General features: G+C 28.9%; 4 protein-coding genes. 3 read left to right on the top strand and 1 reads right to left on the bottom strand.

From position 1 onward, the window contains the following. Positions 1 to 141: 141 nt before the first annotated feature. Entirely contained in the window at positions 142 to 378 is a 237-nt protein-coding gene (locus NK213_RS19880) for a hypothetical protein (RefSeq protein ID WP_253352566.1), read from the top strand. Positions 379 to 403: 25 nt separating this feature from the next. On the opposite strand, the gene NK213_RS19875 is transcribed toward NK213_RS19880, so the two are convergent. Continuing rightward, entirely contained in the window at positions 404 to 574 is a 171-nt protein-coding gene (locus NK213_RS19875) for a hypothetical protein (RefSeq protein WP_253352564.1), read from the bottom strand. A gap of 224 nt (positions 575 to 798) precedes the next feature. Between NK213_RS19875 and NK213_RS19870 the strand changes: the two genes are divergently transcribed. Together NK213_RS19870 and NK213_RS19865 are read left to right on the top strand one after the other, a co-directional pair. Beyond that, on the top strand, positions 799 to 1,485 hold the full coding sequence (locus tag NK213_RS19870; protein ID WP_253352560.1) for a LexA family transcriptional regulator: 687 nt from the start codon (positions 799 to 801) through the stop codon (positions 1,483 to 1,485). Positions 1,486 to 1,602: 117 nt separating this feature from the next. Beyond that, complete coding sequence (locus tag NK213_RS19865) at positions 1,603 to 1,842, top strand: hypothetical protein (RefSeq protein ID WP_253352558.1); 240 nt, start codon at positions 1,603 to 1,605, stop codon at positions 1,840 to 1,842. Positions 1,843 to 1,901: the final 59 nt, after the last annotated feature.

The raw sequence follows: 1,901 nt of genomic DNA, 5'->3' as shown, positions 1-1,901 counted from the left end.
CCTCAACCATTTCTCTTATAATTTCCAGTCTTTCTTCTTTGCTTATTTCTTTGTTATTCATCTCATCATCTCCTTATATATTATTTATTAAAGTATTTATGTTATAATGTTAAATGTGTGCAGAATTAGAAAGTAGGTACTATGGACGAACATAAAGTAAAAGTTACGTTATTACAATATATAGAAAGTACAGTTTCTAAAGCAGTAGTTCAATATTTTTTAGAAACTAATCCGGAAGGATATAATGAAATCAAGAGATTATTCCTCCTTAAACTAGAAACTAAAGATGAAGAATTTCAAAAGTTAAAAAATGAATTTCCTGATTATAATCTTGATAGCCTTAGTAGTGATATAATCAAGTTATTTTTTCCCGAATAAAAACCAATTCTGCACACACTCAATATTATTTTTTAAGCATTTCTTTTTCAAAAGCACTAACAAGTTCTTCAGTTTCAATCTTTTCTTTGAGTACCAAGACTTCGACCTCTTTTACTAACAGTAATGCTTCGTTACTACTTAATTTGCTTTCCTTAAACAGCTCCATTACCTTTTTCTTTGCTTCCCCATAGTTCATGTTATCATCTCCTTATATTAGTTTTTTTTATCTTTGACACCTGCAAGTCATCTGTTTTGTTTATGGTTGATTTATTCACGTTTGTGAACATTCACTTTTTGTGTATGATACACTTAAAATTTTTTCTATAAATCTATTATACACAAACATGTGAATGATGTCAACTTTTTTTTGAAAAAATATAAAAAAAAGTATATAATGTAGAAAAATGAAGGAGAATTACAATGGATATAAGGGATTTGTTAAAAAAAATAAGAGAAGAACACAATTATAGTGTTGCAAGAATGGGGGAGGTGATAGGATCAGCTGGTTCGCTTGTTAATCAGATAGAAACAGGTAGAAGAAATGTAACTGAAAAATATATAAATAAAGTTATGCTTGCCTTTCCAGCTTATAAAAAGGAAATCATGGAAAGCTTTTACATGGGGAAAATTAAAGAGATAACGAAAGAAATCAAAGATAAAGAGTTGCCACTAAAAAATGTGAAAATTGATATATCGGAGGTTGAAATACCATTGTTTACAGCGAGTGCAGGAAACGGATTATTGGTTATGGACGAAGAAGAAGAAACAATAAAATTAACTTTACCAAGAGAGATACAGAGAATAAAGAATATTTTTGCGATAAGAGTTCTAGGAGATTCTATGTTACCGGAGTATAGACCGAACGATATTTTGATCGCAGATCCAAATATGGTTTGCAATTATGAAGAATTGAATAATGAAAATGTTATTGTTGAAGTAAATGGTGAAAGATATATAAAATGTTTGAGATTCGAGGATTACAGACCATATTTATACAGTTATAATCAAGTGTATTCACCTATAGAGATAAACGGAAATGATGAAATAAAAATAATCGGCGTAGCAATTTATCTTATACGTAAAATGAGTAAAAAATATAGTTACTAATAATACCGTATTAAGGTATTATTTTTTTGTTGACTTTAATCACGTAATTGTGTATACTTTAAATATATATTTTTTTTAATTTGAAAATATGCAAAAATGTGAACAAAGGAGGGCGAAGTGGATATAAAAAACATAATTTTAAAATTAAGCAATGATATACAATTAAAATATGGAACAAGGGAAGTTTTTTGCAAAGAGAATGGATTTGATTACAAAAATATGACAAGCATGTTTAGTAGAGTGCTAAGCAAAAATCAAAACCCTAGAATGGATATGATAGAAAAATACGCCAATGCCCTAGGCTACGAGCTAGCCCTAGTGGAAAAGACCAAAAACAAGAAGCCAAAAGTGGTGTAGAAAGGAGGATTCAGGAATGGGAAGAAAAATATTAATACCTTCAAGAAGAAAAGAAATAA

It is taken from the genome of Sebaldella sp. S0638 (assembly GCF_024158605.1).
Taxonomy (GTDB): domain Bacteria; phylum Fusobacteriota; class Fusobacteriia; order Fusobacteriales; family Leptotrichiaceae; genus Sebaldella.
The sequence above is the reverse complement of the archived record's forward strand: the minus strand, read 5'-3'. Positions and strand labels throughout refer to the sequence as shown.